We start from the raw sequence: 17,540 nt of genomic DNA, 5'->3' as shown, positions 1-17,540 counted from the left end.
CACGCGACGGGGCGGCCTGGCAGAGCCGGAAACGGGGCTCGGCGCGAGGCGGCCGCGGAATTCCGCGCAAAATGAGGGGATTTCCGCAGTGGACGTCGTCCGGCCAAGGTCTTGAAAAACACCCCCTAACGGACTCCGCCGTCCAGAATCCTCGCTGAAAAGGGGGAATTCGACGGGGTTTTGACTTTGGCACGAATCATGCAAGGGAGATTGACGTATGACCATCGGAAACACCCAGATCAAACGTTTGCAGTCGGGTGCGCGGAGTGGGTCCATGCGCGTCGTGGTGATTGAGAATAACCCGTTGACGGCATGGGCCATCGCGCGGGCCCTTGCTCCGGACTTCGAGGTCCTGCAGCGATCGACGCTCGTCGAGGCGGCCACGGAACTCGACCGGCATGGGGCGGCATTCGTCATCTGCGGAAGCCCGTTTGCGGACGACGCTCCCGGCGAATTGAAACGGTTTGCCGAGGCCGTCGGACCGCGCGTGATTGCGCTGGTCTCTGATCCGGATTGCGGGTTGTCCGCGTGGATGCCGGTCCTGGAAAAGCCGTTTGAGTTGAACCGATTGGTGGAATTGCTTATCCCGGCGCGGCGCAGCGCTTTTTCGCCGCCACCCAATGAAACGGCAAGAAGGGGGACGAACATGCAAACGCTGGCGGAACGATTGGACGCGCGTTTCAAGAACGAAATCTGCCCGCGGTGCATCCATCGGACGGCCGACGGTGGCTGCACGCTGAAGGAGGAGCACGATTGCCCCATGTTTAATTGGGCCGAGAAACTCGCGGCGGTTGTCGAAGGAATAGACAGCAACCGGATGGGTGATTACATGGACAAGATCCAGGCGATTATCTGTCCGTCGTGCATGCAGCTCGCCGATGGACGCTGCAAAACGCGGGATCGTCTCGATTGCCCGCTCGATCTGTATCTGGGATTGGTGGTGCCGATTATTGAGGAAGAACTGAAACGGGGCAGCTCCGCGTAAGCTCGATATATCGGCGAAGAAACTTCGCCGTGCAGCGTGTCCCATCCCCAACTCGGCGCCAGACTTCGTGAGGAGCGCCGGCCATGCGACGTGCAACGCTCAACCTGATCATCGATGTCATTTCATTTGCCATCCTGGCCTCCATGATCGCCACGGGCCTGCTCGTTCGTTTCGTCCTGCCGCCCGGTTCGCGCGGGGGGCGGGGTCTGTCGCTCTGGAACCTCGATCGGCACGACTGGGGAGACATCCATTTTGGGCTGGCCGCCTCTTTGATTGGCGTTTTGCTGATCCACCTCGCGCTGCATTGGAGCTGGGTCTGTCAGGTCGCCCGGATCGCCTTCGGAGCGCCGGCACATGCGCCCGTGTCGAGCGTGGGTGTACGACGAACGGTCATCGGTCTGGGCGTCGTGGCGGGACTCACCGTCCTGATCGCCGCGTTGCTCTTTTTTGCCTCGGCCAACGTCAGTCATCTTGGCCCTGGCCACGTCGCGCTGGATGAACCCGGAAAAGAGCCGATTCTGCAACCGTTCCTGGGCCAAGATACGACGTCCACGGCAAAGCAACATCATCGGAGGCATCGAGGGAGTCAACAACCATGAACACCATGAACACCATGAATACTATGAATCCCATGAATGCCATGAATGAAACAACGCTGCCGCGCGGTCGACAACTTCTGGATGATGCCAGGCTGAACAAGGATGCCGCTTTCACGGAGGTGGAGCGGGACCGCCTGGGGCTGCGCGGGCTCCTGCCCGGACGGGTGCTCGCCATCGAGGAGCAGGTCGAGCTGGAGGTCGAGCACCTCCGCTGCAAGAGCGAAGACCTGGAGAAGTACATCGGCCTGGAGTCGCTCCGCGACCGCAACGAAGTTCTTTTTTATCGCGTTTTGATCGAGCATATCGAGGAATTAATGCCGATCGTCTATACGCCGACGGTCGGTCAGGCCTGCCAGCAATACAGCCATATTGTGCGGCGCCCGCACGGCGTCTGGATCACACCGGACGACGAACACCGCATTCCCCAACTCCTGCGAAACGCGACGCGCGACGACATCCGCTTGATCGTCGTGACTGACAATGAGCGGATTCTGGGGCTGGGCGATCAAGGGGCCGGGGGCATGGGCATTCCGCGCGGCAAGATCGCGCTGTACTGCGCCGGGGCGGGTCTGCATCCCAGCCAATGCCTGCCCATCAGCCTCGACGTCGGCACGGACAATCCGGAGCTGCTGGCTGATCCTCTCTACTGCGGCTACAACCGTCATCGACTCCGCGGCGCCGCGTATGACAAGTTCATTGACGCCTTTGTCGAGGCCGTCATCGAGGTCTTTCCCCGGGCCATTCTGCAATGGGAGGACTTTCACAAGGAGATCGCCTTCCGCAATCTCGAGCGCTATCGCCAGCGGCTGCCCAGTTTCAACGATGACATTCAGGGCACTTCCGCCGTCGCCGTTGCGGGAATGATCAGCGCGCTCAAGGTAACGGGCACACCGATCGGCGAGCATCGCATCCTCTACGCCGGCGCGGGGGCCGCGGGGATCGGTATCGCTCGGCTGGTGCGGATGCTGATGAAGTCCGCGGGGGTGGAGCTGGACGTGCAGCGGCGGGCGCAGCTCTTCGTCGACACGCGCGGTCTGGTGCATCGCGGCCGCAACGATCTAAACGCCGCAAAACGGGAATTTGCCGCCGGTCCGGATGTGCTCGCCTCGCTCGGATTGGAGAATCCGGAAGGAACGACGCTGGCCGAGATGGTGGCGCGCTATCGACCGACCATTCTCGTGGGGACCAGTGCGAAGGCCGGACTTTTCACCGAACAGGTGATCCGCGAGATGGCCGCGCACATCCAGCGCCCCGTGATCTTCGCCTTCAGCAACCCCAACTGTAAGGCGGAGTGCAAGCCCGACGACGCCATTCGCTGGACCGACGGCCGCGCCGTCGTCGCCACGGGCAGCCCGTTTCCGCCGGTTGAATACCAGGGACGCACCCATGTCATCGGTCAGGGCAATAACGTCTTTATCTTTCCCGGTCTGGGTCTGGGCGCGATCGTCGCCGAGGCGCACGAGATCAACGATCGCATGTTGCTGGCCGCGGCACAGACGCTGGCCTATATGACGGACTCTTCGCGGCTGTCGGTTGGCGCGCTCTATCCGAGCCAGCAGGACCTTCGCCAGGTCAGCTTCCATGTGGCGTGCGAGGTTGTCCGCGAGGCCCGCGAGTCCGGGCTCGGCCGACTCGTGGAGGACAGTGAGGTCGAAGTGATCGTCCGCGAGGCGATGTGGTATCCGGATTACCACGGCTTGGAGCCGAAGGAGCAGTAACGTCGAATTGGTGAGCGAATCGCCAAGCCATTTGCCTTTCAGGCAGTTTAGCTCTTCGAGGGGAGACCGCTGGCCAGGGGTCCGGATCTGCGCAGCGGATCGTGAAAATAGAGAAACCGCCGCAGCGCGTCGCCGCCGTGGCACGTCGTACACAGATTCGGCGGCCGGAAATTCCGCAGCATGAGCCGCGCCGCCTTCTGCTCCACCCGTGACAACCCTCCCACGAACTCCGCTTCCCCCTCGGGCAACACTTGGCCGTGCGGAACATGACACGTCCCGCACGCAATCTGTCCCTCCGGGTCCTCCCGACCATCCTTGTCCCACAGCGGCAGCGACCGATCCACTTGAACCGCCGCGACGGCCTTCATGGCAACCTCAGGGTGCGTGGCGATCTTCGGTCGCTTCGCCGGCCCCTCGTCGCGATGACACGCCGTGCAATGCGCCTCCGCGGCCCGATGACCGGCCGCCTCGCCCGCCAGCGCCTTGGGCCATAGCCGATGCGGATCGACCGTGGTGGTGTCCCCGTGAACTACATGACACGGCGCGCACATCGTCGCGGTCTTCAACCCTGCCTTCGTCAGCCCTGTTGCACTATGGCTGGTAAACGCCAGCGCCGTCGCTTCGGTGTGGCACGTCGTGCAAAGCGTCTGCGGCGTCTGATCCTCACCGGCCCGCAACATCGACGGATTCTCCGCTGCGGCGACATGCGGATTGTGACAAGTTCGGCACCCAACGCCGCGTGCGTCACCCTCCTTCGCGTTGGCCAGCGGCAAGTCGCCGTGCGCCATCCCCGACTTCATCTCTCGCGGATGCAGCGCCGCCAGACTCCCTTCCGCCCCCCACACATAATTCGCATGACACACCCGGCACCCCGCGTCGCTGCCCCCCGCCGCACCGGCCATCCGAAAAAGACCCGTCGCCTCATCGCCGTGCGGCCGATGGCATGAAAAACACGTATCTTGCGCCGCCAACGACTCCGCCGGCCAGGTTTCGCCGGTCTTACGATAATCGTGCGGCCCGCCGACCAGGCGCATCTGTTCCTGATGGCACTTCACGCACAGGTTTTTGGACTCCGCGCGTACGAAGTTCTCCCGCGCCGGATTGTGCGGATCGTGGCAGTCCACGCAATGCGCCCCCGGATGATTCGCCGCCCCCAGCACCTTCGACTCCGCGCACCGCCCCGTCTGGTGACACGTGATGCACTTGCCCCCGCCGGGATCCAGCTTGCTCGGCTCCGGCGACCGCGCATAACGATGGAACATGTGGCACGCGCTGCACGGCCCGCCGAATTGCGGGGTCATGCCCAGCCGGTTCTTTTCTTCGGGATGATTCGTCCGCAGATCGTGCAGACTCCCCAGCACCGGCGTCTTTTCGGAGTGGCACTGAATGCAGAACCCGCCGTCCGTCAGTTCGTCGGCCAGCATGAACCGCCCGCCCTTGCCGTGATGCAGTTTGTGGCACGAAAGACAAATGAGCTTGTCATCGGGCCCCAGTTTGGTGCCCATCGCCGCTACCGCCGCCGCCTGCTCGGGCTTGACATGCGGACTCAGCGGATGCTCCGTCGCCCCGCCTTCGCGGAACATCCCCGGTCGCATCTGATCGTGGCAATTCAGACATAACTGATTCGAGGACGTCCCCATGACCAGCAGATGATCCACCTTTGACCCGTGCGGCGTATGGCACACCTGACACGTCAATTCGCGCGGATTGGGGCCGACTTTTGCGCCCGCGTCGACCAGCGTTTTCGGAATCGGCCAGGGCATCCCGCCGATCGGGTGCGTCCCGAACTCCGGCCCGCGGGTCTTGTCCTGGTGGCACGAGATGCACAGTTCCGACGCGACGTTTGCGACGCGCATGAAAACCGCCGTGCGAAAATCCGCTTCGAACTTACCCCCGGTGTGCGCCGAATGGCATGTCCGACACGCGATCTTCCCATCCGCCAGCGGTAGGTGCGATGGAACCTTCATGGAGGCCGGCGGCGTCATTCCCGTCTGATGCCCGTGCTCCAGCCAAACCCGCCGCCGCGAATCGACGACCGACGCGTCGTGACACGACAAACACATCTCGCTCCGGCTGACTGACGGAAGCTCGGTTGTCGATGGCGGCGGTTCCCCGATCTCCGTCGGCAATCCCCTGGAAAATGGCTCGATCCACTCGATATGACATACCGTGCACGACCGCGCCTGCCCGCCCACGATCTGCGCCTTCCGCGCCTCGACTGCCGGTCGCGGCGGCCCGCGCTGAATCGTCACTTGCACCGCACGATTCGCGCCCAATTCGGTCACGTACAACCGGTCGTCCGCATCAAAATCCAGTCCCATCGGCGACGCGAACCGCAGCGGTTTGCCCGCGGAGTCCCGCAGTACGTCGCGCGGCGACCCGCTATTCGAAAAGACCTGCACTACCCCGAGCACGCTGTCGGATACCCACACATCCCCCTTGGAATCGCAAGCCACTCCCTTCGGTCGATAGAGCTGCCCAAGTTCAACTCCATAGGCGCCGACCGACTGCGACGGCGCAGCGTTCTTCGTAAACACGGCCACGCGCGAATTGATCACGTCGCTGACAAACGCATCCCCCTCGCCGCTCATCGCAATCATGAAGGGATGGTGGAGTTGACCGACCGACTCCCCATACCGCCCCATCACTGTCTGTGCCCCTGTCGCCAGATCAATCCGTACCAGACGGTGGTTATCGTTGTCCACGACCCACGCCCCGCCTCCCTCGGCCTCCACCGCCACATCCGTCGGGTCCGGCGCATGCTCGTCAGCCCCGGCGGGCAGTGCCAAGGTTCTGACGAGTTGTCCATCAGCGCCGCGCACGACCACCTCTCGCAGCCCGGAATCGCAGACAAAGAGCTTCCCCTCGGCATCAACCGCGAGGCCGGTTGGATTGACCAGCTGCGCGTCGCCGATCGCCCGGACAGTCTCGATCATCCGCCCATCCGCATCGAAGATCACGACGCGCTCGTTGACCCCGTCGGCCACATACACGCGTCCGTCCCGTCCTGCGGCGACGTCGGTCGGCAACTGCATCGTCGGCTCGCCGACCTGCGAAAACGTAGCGGTCACGGTTCCAGTGAAGGGGGCGGCGGCCACCGGCCACGGAACGGCCGCGGAGAGAACGGTCGCAACAAAAAAAAGCCGGCCGATTGTTGTCACAATCCAACCGGATCGCTCTTGTAGGCTTCTCTTCGTCACTTTGCAGCCAGAACCCTGGGCGAGATTCGATTCGGGATTATACATTGCAGGAGATGCGCGCCGATGGACAATCGTGGGAATGTCCAACCGCCCCTGGCATGGGTTTTGCTGGAAGGCGGGTCCCAGGCCGGTATTCGTCCACACCCGGTACCTGATCAAGGAGCCTTCATGACCCCTGAGCCCCCTCCCGATGCAACGCCGCCCGCGCCGCACGCTACCGATCCTGAAACCAAGCCCCGCCGAAAACGCTCGCTTCTTCGTCTCATCGGATTGTTGCTCTCCCTGCTCCTCGTGGCCATGGCCATGTCGGTCGGCGGGGCCGAATACTACACCTCCCGCCCCGACTTCTGCGGCTCCTGCCACATCATGGATCCGTACTACGAAACCTGGGCCAAGGACAAGCATGGCGCGAAGCTCGACGTCTGGTGCGTCGAGTGCCATTACGCCCCGGGCGAACAACATACCGTCATGGCCAAGTTCAAGGGCCTCTCCCAGCTCGCCAGTTACTTCAGCGGTCGCGCGGGCGCCAGCCGGCCGCGGGCCCACGTCAACGACGCCAGTTGCCTGCTTTCCAAGTGCCATGGCGACGGCGAGCATATCAACAAATCCCTGCTCATCGGCGAGCCTCGCAAGGAAAAACGGATCATCGCCGGGTTCGAAACCGAGGTGCAGCGCACCCCGACCGTCCGCTTCGTCCATGCCAAGCACCTGCAAGTCGCGGATCGCCAGAAGGAAACCGACGCGGCCCTGAGCGAGATAAGTTCTCGACTGAAAAGCATGATGCCCGCCGAAGCCTTCACCCAAGTGCAGGCCGCCAGCCGCTCGATCCAGCCGGCTGCCGATCGCGACGCCGCCATGGTCGCCCTGATGGACAAGCTCGGACTCTCCAACTACGCCAAAGACGCCCTCGAGCTGCTCCGCCTGGAGCACATCCGGCTCCGCCTGGCACAACTCGAAGGGATCAACTGCTCCGCCTGTCACACCTTTGACGCCAAAGGCGCCAACCACTTCGCGGTGGACCAGCAGACCTGTTTTGTCTGCCACTTTACGAACCAGGAGTTCAACCGCGATACCGCTGAATGCCTCCGTTGCCACGAACCGCCCGCAAGAAAAATCGCCATCCACGGTCTGACCGAAACCCATGCGACTCCCACGGGCGCCGCCACGCTCATGGACCACCAGGACATCATCGACCGCAAGATCGAATGCGCCAGTTGCCACTTCGACGTCGTCTCCGGCTCAACGACGGTGACCGCGCGCGACTGCGCAAGTTGTCACGATCAGGATCGCTACCTCGCGAACTTCGCGAATCGCGATACGCAAGTCGTCGAGGAATACCATCGTGTCCATATCGCCATGCAGCGGGCCCGTTGTCCCGACTGCCACCGCACCATCGAACATCGGCTGGTCGACGCCCAGCACGTCGGCATGTCTTCCGGCTTCCTCCAACCCGTCCTTCAGGACTGCCAGCACTGTCACCCGAACCACCATCGCGAGCAGGTCGACCTGCTCATGGGCACGGGCGGTCATGGCGTCTCTGTCGCCATGCCCAACGCCATGTTCGGCTCGCGCCTCAACTGCCGCGCTTGCCATACGCAGTCCGGCACCGACTTCAAAGGCGACCCGCTGGTAAAGGCCACGCAGAACACCTGCCTCGCCTGCCACGGCGACGATTATCGCAAGCTCTTCGACCAGTGGATGAGTGAGATTCAGGCATCGGTCAAGGAACTGGAATCCTCCGTCGTCCGGGCCGAGACGCTGGAAAAGGAACGCCGCGCCGCCGGTCGGCCCCTCGCCCCCGATTCCGTTAAGAAAATCGAAGCCGCCCGGGCCAACCTGCAGTTCGTCCAGAGCGGCAACGGCATTCACAACAAGAACTATGCGCTGCAACTCCTCGACGTGAGTCAGCGGGAGATGGACGCCGTCTTGGCCCTGATGGCGGAGTAGGCGGTCAATTTCGGTTGACGCACTCGTCACTGAGAGGACTCGTCGTTTCCGGTAAAAACGAAGCCGGCCTCACCATTTGAGGAAAGGGTTCCTCGGCAAGGCCGGCCGTCAGATGATGAGTGCGACGGGTACGGAAACCGATGGCGCCGAAAGTGTTCGGGCCGGAGAGAGGAGATGCAGAGCGCCACCGGCCAATTCGGGGAAGCGCACCCGCCGCACAACCTCTCTAATAATCCACATAGGCAATTTCCGTGCCAACGAAGGTCCGCAGCTCGGGCATCTTTTAGGGGATATGTGATTATCGATGCTCTGGCGGGCCGATGGGGCTTTTTTCCGCTATTTTATTTGGGTGTTCGAGAAAGAAGTTGCGGATTTGTGCACCAGGGTTGCGGATTCTCACGCAAGAGGTGCGGAAAAATCCGCTTTTACTTCCCGGACCGGCACGCCAACGACTGAGAATCGAAGGGGCCGAATGTAAAAAAAATGGCACCGCTGAGCTATCCGGACTTCCAAATTCGCTACTGTCCGTCAACGGAATGACATTCAAGGCAGACCAACGGATTGGTCTTATATTTATCGGGGTGGTACGGCGGGAGGGGGTAAATCGCGTCGTCGCCGATATGGCACATCCCGCACGCGACGACCGAGAGGTCATGCGCATCGCCGCGTTGGGCGGCGATGTCTTCCAACGTTACCGTCGTTTGCGACTTCCCGATGAACAGGCCGGTGTCTTGATCAGCGCTGCCGCTGACGATCCTGCCGGTCGCTTCGTCGTGCCCATAGACCGTGATCTCGCCGGTAGGGGTATAGGCGCCGTTTGAGTAGAACAGCACGACCATCTGGGTCTGCGGGGAGCCGTCGTCGGGCTTGAAAAGGGCGCGCCAATCGCCACAGCCGCAACTGGCGAGGAGAAAGGTGCCGGAGGAGGCGTCCGCGCCGGCGATCTTGAAGTTGCCGAGGAAGGGCCGGGTATTACTGATGCCCCCGACGACGGGCGTCATGTGGGCGGGTGGCGGGGAAAGGGCTGGAAGCACTCCGCAGCCGACGATGATGAGGACAATGCCGAACAACAACTGCCGCATCTTCGACCCCTCCAAAACCGCACGACGCTGGCGTGGGCCCCGAGATCTCCATTCGTCACTAGTTATTGAGATGTCGCTCAATCACGGCGCTTAACTGTGCTGCCGTCTGGAAGCCTGTAAAACGCTCGTTTTCCACGAAAAAAGTCGGCGTGCCGGTAAGGCCGAGGGCGACGCCGGAGTCGAAATCCTGCTGGACACGGGCGGCCTTGCTGTCGCCCGGCGGAAAGCAGGCGTTGAACTGCGTGGTGTCGAGGCCGAGCGTCGCGGCGTGCTGTTGCAGTTGGCTATCGGTGAGGATGGCCGCGTTGCTGCCGTTGACCGTGGCGAAGGTCAACTCCAGGTAAGGATAAAAGCTCCCCTGGTCGGCGGCGCATTCCGAGGCGCGGGCGGAAGGCTCGGCGCGGTCGTGAATATTGCGCAATGGAAAATGCCGGAAGACCCAGCGCACCCGCCCGGTGTCGATGTAGTTCGCCTTGATGGTGTCGAACTCGGTACGGGCGAAGGTGCCGCAGAAGGGGCATTGGAAATCGGCATACTCGATGACGGTGACGGGGGCGTTGACGTCGCCAAGGATGTGATCGTTGGCGTTGAGCGGCGGTTTTTCGCCGTCGACGTTTCCGCCCGTGTTCCCGTCGGGGTTGGAGCCCGGCGCGCCCACGTAATTAGGATCGTTGGGGTCGGTGACCGGGTTTCCGCCGCAGGACCCGCCGGCGAGGCTGAAGAACCCCACCGTGGCCACAATGGCTACCGCTATGTGAAGCACAAGCCGATCCGAAAACCCGAATCGTGTTGAAGCAGATCTCATTTCCCCTCTCCTATTGCTTTCGATTGGTTATAGGTCCAGCCGACTTCCATTCCTCAGCGCACCCGGAGTATCCAAGCAAATTGCGTGCCAGAGTTGAGTCTGAGCTTTTGAGGACGCAGCGGACTTATTGGGGTTGGGCAGGAAGGGGCTGCCCGCCGAGAACGGCGGGGAGATTGAAGGGCCGCCCGGCATTGATGTGTTCGATCATGCGGAAGACGATCGGGGATACCAGTTGTTCCAGTCGTGCGGGGGGGTAGCCGGCCTTGGCGAAATCAACGAGACCGCCCGCGGCGGTGTGGCAGTCCGTGCAGGTCAGGGCGGTCTCGCGCTTAAGCGGGTGGACATCCCCGAGCAGCGATTTTCGCTCCGCCTCGCTGACAGCGTCGTTGCGGGTGAGCCACTGCCGCACGGCTGACTCCGTGTTGGGATGGCCGCGAAGGGTGCGGCCGTTGCCATCGACGACGGCGAGCTTGGCGCCGTATTCGCCGCGGAAGTGCCGCGGCAGGAGATCGGGGGCGTCCGCCAGCAACCGCTCGAAGCCCGGGCTGTCCAGCCGATAAGCCTCGAAATGATTGGCGAGTTCGTCGAGATCACGGGCCCCGCCGGCCTCGCGTGAGGCGCTGCGCAAAAGGGCCACGAGCCGTGCCTGTTCCTCGCGGCCCGCCTTTTTCCATCGCGTCGATGCGTCCGGACCGGTCAACATTTCATACGCCCGCAGGATAGACGGCGGCTCGCGGGTCTCGCCGTTGTCCAAGTCATACCACGCCAGCGAAAGCGGGCGATCCTCCTGTTTAAAGTGACAGACGCCGCAATGGATGCTGGTGGCATGCATATTCAGAAAGGCGCGGACTTCCTTTTTCTTGGAGTGCGGCAGGGGATTGTGGCAGCCGGCGCGGGCGCAGTCGTTAAAGGAATCGGGGCGAGGCCAGCTATCGAGCCGGTGATAATGCGCGAGCGGCGAGCGCGGATGTTCGGCGGCATCGAGGGCGGCAAAGGCGGAGCGACCGGCGCCGAGGGCGGCACGATCCAGTCGGGTGGGCAGGGCGACGATCTGGGCCGGTGGCTGGTCCACGGCGAGCGAGCTGAGAAGATAGCGCAGGGAAAGCCAAGTCACCCAGACGATAACGGCGATCAAAGCTGCGGCGTAGAGTCGCGACATGATCCGCAGGCGGTGAACCGTGCGTACAAACGCGACGACCGCCTTCCAGGGGGCGCGGCCCGGGCGAAGAACCGAACGGCGGGGAGCATCACTCATGGGAGTCCTCGCTTTCATCCGGGATGCCCAGGTCGCGGGCGGCATCTTCGATCAACTCGCCGTGCTCCTCGACAAGCTTGGCCATCGGTGTTCGGCCGTCCAGTGTGGCCGTGGAGAGGGGGAACACCTTGGGTGCGAAAATCACGTTGTAAATGTGCAGAATCCCGACGTGAATAACGGCCAGGAAGGCCTCGTACGTGTGGGCAATGGTGGCCAGATTGAACGCTCGTCCGGAGAGGAAATGGGAGCTGATCTGCTCTCCCCAGAGGAGAAGGCCGGTGATGCCCAGGAGCATCGTGCCCCAGAAGACTCCGAGGTATTCAAACTTCTCCGCCGGGCTGAAACGGCCGAAGTTCGGCCGATCCTTGCGAAGGAAGAGCATATAGCCCAGGAGCTGAAACGTCTTGCGCACGTCGTCCGGGGAAATCCACATCGGCAGAGAGAGCCAGGCGCGCTTGTAATCGGCGCCACCGTTTGGCCCCCCGAACTCCTTGGCGCTGCGGACAAACGATGCAAGGGCGACGAAGAGGTGGGCCATGAATCCGACGACAAGGGCAATCCCGGACCAATGATGGATCACGCGGGCCACGCCGAGCCCGCCGAAAAAGCGAACCACGATGCCTGCCCACGCCTGGTCGGCAAACTTCATGGGGAATCCGGTGAGGACCAGCGTCACAAAGAGCAGCGTCAGTACCCAGTGTTGCACACGCTGGCTGACGGACAGGCGCGTGAGCCGCTGCTTGCCTCGGGGATCGAGCAGGACGCGCCGGGCGAGGTAATGGAGCCGGGCTTCGCCGTGTACCGCCCGCCCTACGACGACTTGAAAAAGATCAAGTAGTACGAGGAGGCACGACGGGCCAAAGGTCAGCACCGTCAGGACAACAAACGTGAGGGCCAGTGCATATTCGAGCGTGCCTTGTGCGGTTGGAAGGTCGAGATGGACGGCCGTCTCGGCGATCTTGGGATCTGAGCCGGGGTGACATAGGGTACTGCGGCAGGAATTCGCGATATGAGCCGCGTTCACGGCCGAGTCGGGGTGGTCGGGCGCCAGCATCTGATGCGCATTCTGGCCGGCACGGACATGGCAGGACAAGCAATCCGCCGTTGATGGATCGCCCAAAAGCGCGGCCTTGCCGTGAAAACTGCGGACATAACTGGCTACCGAGTTGTGCAATTTAAACTCGGCGAGCACTGCGGGGTCGCTATGGCAGACGGCACAGACCTGCGACAGCTCCATCGTGGAGCGCGCGGGTTGGAAACGGGAGGCGATGTGCTGGACGTAGTATTCGATGTCGGCGGCAATCTTGTCGGCATGGCAGGTGTCGCAGCGCTCGAACACGCGGCCGGCAAAATCCCGAAAACGCGGGATGGCCGCCGCCGGATCGCGAAACAGCGGCTCGTCGTGGCAATACAGACAGGCCGACTGCTCTGGTTCCAGCAGCGGGCCCTGACTGAACGTCAGCTTTTTGAGCAAGTCCAGAGAGTGCGCGCTGTTGGTGAGGACGGGCGGGATATTGTCATGGCTGAAGCGGCGCTCGATGCCGGTCGGGCTTCCGAGGTGGCATTGGCGCGCGCAGTCAACGCGCGTCACCGGTTTGTGCGGGACGACCGAGACTTCCTCCCGCTCGTGACAGGCCGTGCAGGCGAGGCGCGCGTGCGGGCCGCGATGACTGATCGAATACTGGGGGTCGACAAAGAAAAGATGCGCCCGGCCGGTAGATTCATCGAGGCGTGACAGCCCACGATATTGGTGACAGAGAAGGCAATTGTCCGGGTCGTCTCCGCGGGCGGCAGAGGTGATCGCAAGGACGAGGGCCACAGCAAAGAGCCGGGCTGCGCGAAAGTGCGACAGCGCCGTCCTTCCCCCTGCGCGACTTCCGCCTCGACGAAGCATGTTGGCTGGCATCATAGCTGCCTTCGACCGGGCGACAATCTGCCCCTTGCATTTCCTGTACCGGGCAATCGAAAGGGCGACGAAAAGCGATCTTTGGTCAAACCGCGCCGTTAGAGGGGGGGGTGTGGAAGAATCCACAGTAGGTCGGAAAATTCCGCAATTCCGAATACTAGCATTCAATTTACGTCGATTTTCCACACATTTGCGGAGGACAGGCGCGGGTGTCGCGGTGCCTATCGCCTGGCATAGGAATTGCCATATCCCCGGGTGCCAGGCCGGAAAAGTCGTCGTGGACTGGCTAATGGGGGCTGGATTGGAGTGACCCGGGGGGTCTCTAAAAGGCCCTCTCAGATAAGGGAAATCTTTGTAGCTATTGTGGATTCACCCGGATACTGTTACGGCGAAACGCGGGCTCCTAAGTCGGAGGATAATTAATGACCCTGCAACATCGAGGTTGGCTTCAAACGACGATCGGCACCAGCCTGGTCCTGACCCTCATGGCGTGCCTGGCGGGCACGGCGTGTCCGGCGGATCCCAACATGCCGCCGCCCCCCCCTCCCCCTCCAGCAGGGCCGGGAGACAGCGGCCTGACTGGCAAGTACGTCGGCGCCGCACGGTGCAGCCAATGCCACCTGAACATCCACAATGATTGGGCGCAAACGCTGCACGCCAATGCCTTGGTGGCGTTGGAGGAAGTTGGACAGGGAACGAACCCTGACTGCCTGCGGTGCCACACGGTCGGTTTCGGTGACGAAGGCGGCTTTCAAAGTCGCGAGCTGACGAACTCCCTGGCAGGGGTACAGTGCGAAAGCTGCCACGGGCCCGCGGGCAATCACGCCAACAACGCATCTGAGGTCGCCTTGCGACCCAAGGTCAACATCTCGTCCGCCGTTTGCGGCAAGTGCCATACGGGGGAGCATCAGCCGAATTATGAAGATTGGGCGATGTCCAAACACGCCGAAGTAGAACCGGAATTGGTCCCGCGGTTCGCGGCGGGAACGTCGCTGAATAGTTGCGGCAAGTGCCATTCGGGCGACTATTTCTACCGTGCGATCATCAAAGGCGAAACGGTCGCCGATAATGCCCTTCAGGGTCTGACCGGCAACCAGATGGCGGCGATCGAGTGCGCGATCTGCCACAATCCTCATGCGAAGACCAACAATGCCGCGGCGCCGGAAGACGGTCGCGACTACCAGCTTCGCTATGCCCAGATCAAATTCACCACGCCGACGACGGACCTGACCGAGGCCCAGAATCCGGAACGTTTCAACCTCTGCGGGCAGTGCCACCACACCCGCGATCGTGTCTGGACGGACTCGTCGCGCGAGCCGCACCCGAGCGACCAGGTTAACGTGTTCTTCGGCGAAATGCCGCTGCCGGCGAGCAATCAGACTCCCATCGTCGCCACGCGGGCGTCGGTTCACTTGAACGCGCCTGAGCAATGTTCGACCTGCCACGTGGCGAGGCGGCCGTTTATGGAGGGCGTGTCGCCCGCTATCTCCGGCCACAAGTTCAGCGTGAATTTCCTGGGCTGTGTCGATTGCCACGGATCGGTGGAGATTGCGGAGGCCAAGCTGGCAAACCTTGAGGTGGAGCTGGAATTCCGCAATGAGCAGCTTCTTGAGGCCTTGGATGCCTGGTCGGCCAAGCCGGCACAAGTCACGTGGTGCATGGGGCTCGCTCCGCCGACTGGCTGTATGACGATCACTCACTGTTGGGAGTTCACGAGTGAGTGCGGTCCAAAGAATGACGCCACCGGGCAGATGATGATCCCCGACGACATCAAGAAAGCCCGGTACATCTACTACTACTTCAAGGACGGCGGCGGGAACGGCGCCCACAACCCGGATTACGTTCGCGAAGCGCTGATCCAGGCCCTGGAGTATGCAGAAAACGCCCCCGATGTTCCCTGATTCGGGGGTGAAGGAGTCGAAGATTTCGACGACATCTCATCGACCATCGTTGTTGGAACGGTCCTTGGCACTGCGCGGTTGGCGAGTCGCATCCAAGGACCGTTCTGTTTTGCCAGCGACCGAACAATGTTAACCTGTCGCGCTGCAAGGCGCCCCGCGATCGCGTAGGATGGCCTTTCAGGATCATGGACAGCGCACGATCAAGGGACGATTTCGCCAGTACGTATCCGATCCAATCTCTTTTCGTCCGACGCTTCCTCCCACCTTTGGTCGTCGGCTGCTGCCTGTGGGCCGGCGCCGCTCAAGCCCAATCGACCGTCGCAGAATGCGCCACGTGCCACAAGAAGGAGGCTGGACAATTCGAGAGTTCGGTCCACCGCGGGGCCGTGCGCTGCGATGAATGTCACGGCGGACGGCGCGGCTACTCCTTAAACGACGAGGAGCTACGCCGGTTTCAGGCGCAGGCGGCGCAGCCTCGAGGTCCAAACACCGCGCCCGCAGCCTTCGATCACGGCCCGGAGTTCCGGGGCAAGGCCTCGCGAAAGGAAGTCCCCGAACGTTGCGGCACCTGCCACGCGGACGTGGCTCGAATGAACGTTTACGGGCTGCGGACGGACCAGTTGTCCAGCTATTGGATCAGCAATCACGGCAAGCGCCTGAAAGCGGGCGACGATCGCGTCGCGGTCTGTATTGATTGCCATGGGGTCCACGACGTCCTGCGATCGGACAATCCCAAGAGCCGGACGCACTTTCAGAAAGTTCCCGAGACCTGTGGGACGTGTCACTCCAACGTCGATTTGATGGCGGAATATCACCTTTCGCCGCTCGTGGTGGATCAATACAAGCGAAGCGTGCACGGGCGAAACGTGCTGGAAAAAGGCGATGCGGGCTCGCCCAACTGCGCGACCTGCCACGGCAACCACGCGGCGGCCCCACCGGGTTATCTCGAAGTCGGGCACGTCTGCGGCAAGTGCCATAAGCAAATCGAGGATTACTTCCTGGCAAGCGTCCATGGACGAATCCCGGTCATGGCCCGCTGCATCGGGTGCCACGGCAAGGATGGCCACCGATCGAACCATGAAATCGAAGAGGCCTCGCCAGCGCTCGAGCAAGTCGTCCAGGCGTACGAGAAGCTGCCCGAGGGTCGCGGCGCGGCATCCACCGATACTCGACAGCGGTTTGACGAGGCGGTGAAGAGGCTGAGCGGATCGGTGCGCCTGGATACGGTCTGTACCAACTGCCACGGCAAGGCCAAGAGCGATCCCCACGCCATCTTCTTCGAGAAGACCGATCGCGAGGCGCTGGAGACCGGCCAGACGCTGGCGCGGCTCCTGGCGGATTCCCAGTTCGAGTATGCCCGTACGGCCGCAAAGGTGGCTGCTTTGGAGCGAGGTGTACTTCTCTTGCGGGATGAGAAATTGCGAGTCGAGGACGTCAAGACTGAGACGATGGTCCTGTACGCGACAATTCATACGCTGAACGTCAAGGAGATCGAGGAGCGGGCCAAAAAGATCACGCAGTCTTGCAAAGAGATCGAGGCGTCACTCAGCCAGAAGGAGGCCGGCCTCACCAAGCGACGGATGGTCCTGGCGGGAATGTGGGTCTTCGGCGCGGTCTTTTGCGTGCTGATGTATCAGAAGTACCTGCAACTGAAGCGGCAGTATGTCACGGTCCACGCCGACGGAACACCCAGGCCTTACGGCCCCGCATTGAGCCGCCGGCGGTGGCTCGATGGCGTGGTCGGCGTGATGGGGGCCATAACGGGAATCGGCCTGTTGTGGCCGGCGGTGGCCTACGTACTACCGGCGCGAAAGCGCGGCGGCGGGACCGAGCGGGTCAGCGCCGGCAAGGAGGCCGATTGGGCGGTATGGGATGTCCGCAAGGTCTCATTTCGCGGTAAGCCGGCGGCCGTCATCCGCACAAGCGAGGGGTTTAAGGCGTTCTCGGCGGTCTGCACGCACTTGGGATGCATTGTGCACTGGGATTCCAAGGGCAAGCAATTTCAATGCCCCTGTCACGCGGCGACGTTCGACGTTGCCGGGCAGGTCGTCTCCGGCCCGCCGCCCAAGCCGTTGCCGGAATTCGCTGTACAGGTAGTCTCGGGTGAAGTGTTCGTCGCGCCGTCCGCCCAAGGATAGCCGC

Annotated in this window: 11 protein-coding genes; 6 read left to right on the top strand and 5 right to left on the bottom strand. The window is 62.4% G+C overall.

The window, feature by feature from the left end:
- The first annotated feature begins 217 nt into the window (after window positions 1–217).
- The 3 genes from VJZ71_04010 to VJZ71_04000 all read left to right on the top strand — a co-directional run bounded on the left by VJZ71_04010 (window position 218) and on the right by VJZ71_04000 (window position 3,302).
- Entirely contained in the window at window positions 218–985 is a 768-nt protein-coding gene (locus tag VJZ71_04010) for a hypothetical protein (protein HKQ47219.1), read from the top strand.
- Window positions 986–1,068: 83 nt separating this feature from the next.
- The gene (locus tag VJZ71_04005) at window positions 1,069–1,584 is read left to right on the top strand and encodes a DUF4405 domain-containing protein (protein ID HKQ47218.1); all 516 of its coding nucleotides are present in this window, start codon (window positions 1,069–1,071) and stop codon (window positions 1,582–1,584) included.
- Complete coding sequence (locus tag VJZ71_04000) at window positions 1,581–3,302, top strand: NAD-dependent malic enzyme (protein HKQ47217.1); 1,722 nt, start codon at window positions 1,581–1,583, stop codon at window positions 3,300–3,302. The genes VJZ71_04005 and VJZ71_04000 overlap by 4 nt, the downstream gene beginning before the upstream one ends.
- 47 nt (window positions 3,303–3,349) lie before the next feature.
- Here the strand turns inward: VJZ71_04000 and VJZ71_03995 are convergent, their stop codons facing one another.
- Window positions 3,350–6,463 (bottom strand): cytochrome c3 family protein, encoded by a 3,114-nt coding sequence (locus VJZ71_03995; GenBank protein ID HKQ47216.1) that lies wholly within the window; start codon window positions 6,461–6,463, stop codon window positions 3,350–3,352.
- 207 nt (window positions 6,464–6,670) lie between these two features.
- On the opposite strand from VJZ71_03995, the gene VJZ71_03990 reads away from it, so the two are divergent.
- A complete protein-coding gene (locus VJZ71_03990; GenBank protein HKQ47215.1) occupies window positions 6,671–8,449 on the top strand; it encodes a NapC/NirT family cytochrome c in 1,779 nt (592 codons plus the stop codon).
- 518 nt (window positions 8,450–8,967) lie between these two features.
- Here the strand turns inward: VJZ71_03990 and VJZ71_03985 are convergent.
- The 4 genes from VJZ71_03985 to VJZ71_03970 form a co-directional block, all read right to left on the bottom strand.
- On the bottom strand, window positions 8,968–9,531 hold the full coding sequence (locus VJZ71_03985; GenBank protein ID HKQ47214.1) for a hypothetical protein: 564 nt from the start codon (window positions 9,529–9,531) through the stop codon (window positions 8,968–8,970).
- Window positions 9,532–9,589: 58 nt separating this feature from the next.
- Window positions 9,590–10,336, bottom strand: a complete 747-nt coding sequence (locus VJZ71_03980) for a DsbA family protein (protein HKQ47213.1) — start codon at window positions 10,334–10,336, stop codon at window positions 9,590–9,592.
- Window positions 10,337–10,460: 124 nt separating this feature from the next.
- A complete protein-coding gene (locus tag VJZ71_03975; protein HKQ47212.1) occupies window positions 10,461–11,591 on the bottom strand; it encodes a hypothetical protein in 1,131 nt (376 codons plus the stop codon).
- Complete coding sequence (locus VJZ71_03970; protein ID HKQ47211.1) at window positions 11,584–13,500, bottom strand: cytochrome b/b6 domain-containing protein; 1,917 nt, start codon at window positions 13,498–13,500, stop codon at window positions 11,584–11,586. Before VJZ71_03970 ends, VJZ71_03975 begins: the two co-directional genes overlap by 8 nt.
- Window positions 13,501–13,919: 419 nt before the next feature.
- On the opposite strand from VJZ71_03970, the gene VJZ71_03965 reads away from it, so the two are divergent.
- Complete coding sequence (locus VJZ71_03965) at window positions 13,920–15,398, top strand: cytochrome c family protein (GenBank protein HKQ47210.1); 1,479 nt, start codon at window positions 13,920–13,922, stop codon at window positions 15,396–15,398.
- Between the two features lie 185 nt (window positions 15,399–15,583).
- Window positions 15,584–17,536, top strand: a complete 1,953-nt coding sequence (locus VJZ71_03960) for a Rieske 2Fe-2S domain-containing protein (GenBank protein HKQ47209.1) — start codon at window positions 15,584–15,586, stop codon at window positions 17,534–17,536.
- The last annotated feature ends 4 nt before the right edge of the window (window positions 17,537–17,540 follow it).

It is taken from the genome of Phycisphaerae bacterium (genome assembly GCA_035275405.1).
Lineage (GTDB): Bacteria > Planctomycetota > Phycisphaerae > UBA1845 > UTPLA1 > DATEMU01.
This window is presented reverse-complemented; position numbering and strand designations above follow the sequence as displayed.

Coding starts and splice junctions, on each gene's coding strand:
- VJZ71_04010 (HKQ47219.1), top strand. CDS start 218: ATGACCATCGGAAACACCCAGATCAAACGTTTGCAGTCGGGTGCGCGG.
- VJZ71_03990 (HKQ47215.1), top strand. CDS start 6,671: ATGACCCCTGAGCCCCCTCCCGATGCAACGCCGCCCGCGCCGCACGCT.
- VJZ71_03970 (HKQ47211.1), bottom strand. CDS start 13,500: ATGATGCCAGCCAACATGCTTCGTCGAGGCGGAAGTCGCGCAGGGGGA.
- VJZ71_03965 (HKQ47210.1), top strand. CDS start 13,920: ATGACCCTGCAACATCGAGGTTGGCTTCAAACGACGATCGGCACCAGC.
- VJZ71_03980 (HKQ47213.1), bottom strand. CDS start 10,336: ATGAGATCTGCTTCAACACGATTCGGGTTTTCGGATCGGCTTGTGCTT.
- VJZ71_04000 (HKQ47217.1), top strand. CDS start 1,581: ATGAACACCATGAACACCATGAATACTATGAATCCCATGAATGCCATG.
- VJZ71_04005 (HKQ47218.1), top strand. CDS start 1,069: ATGCGACGTGCAACGCTCAACCTGATCATCGATGTCATTTCATTTGCC.
- VJZ71_03975 (HKQ47212.1), bottom strand. CDS start 11,591: ATGAGTGATGCTCCCCGCCGTTCGGTTCTTCGCCCGGGCCGCGCCCCC.
- VJZ71_03985 (HKQ47214.1), bottom strand. CDS start 9,531: ATGCGGCAGTTGTTGTTCGGCATTGTCCTCATCATCGTCGGCTGCGGA.
- VJZ71_03960 (HKQ47209.1), top strand. CDS start 15,584: ATGGACAGCGCACGATCAAGGGACGATTTCGCCAGTACGTATCCGATC.